At 69.4% G+C, this 235-nt stretch carries 1 pseudogene; it reads left to right on the forward strand.

Annotation, left to right across the window (positions count from 1 at the left end):
• Nucleotides 1-235 (forward strand): annotated as a pseudogene (locus KBI52_RS00070) (methyl-accepting chemotaxis protein); the annotation flags it as partial.

A 235-nucleotide genomic window follows, 5' to 3' on the forward strand; every position in this document is an offset into this window, starting at 1 on the left:
CAGCAGACCTCGTCGAACGTGCAGACGGTGGCGGCCGCCACCGAGGAGCTGTCGATCTCGATCCGTGAGATCGCCAGCCAGGTGGCGCAGTCCTCGCAGATCGCCGACCGGGCCGTGCAGGGCGCGCGCCGCACCGATGCGGCCGTGCAGGATCTCGCCACCACGGCGGCCAAGATCGGCGACGTGGTGCAGCTGATCAACACGATTGCGGGCCAGACCAACCTGCTGGCGCTCA

The organism is Microvirga sp. HBU67558 (assembly GCF_018069605.1).
GTDB lineage: Bacteria > Pseudomonadota > Alphaproteobacteria > Rhizobiales > Beijerinckiaceae > Microvirga > Microvirga terrae.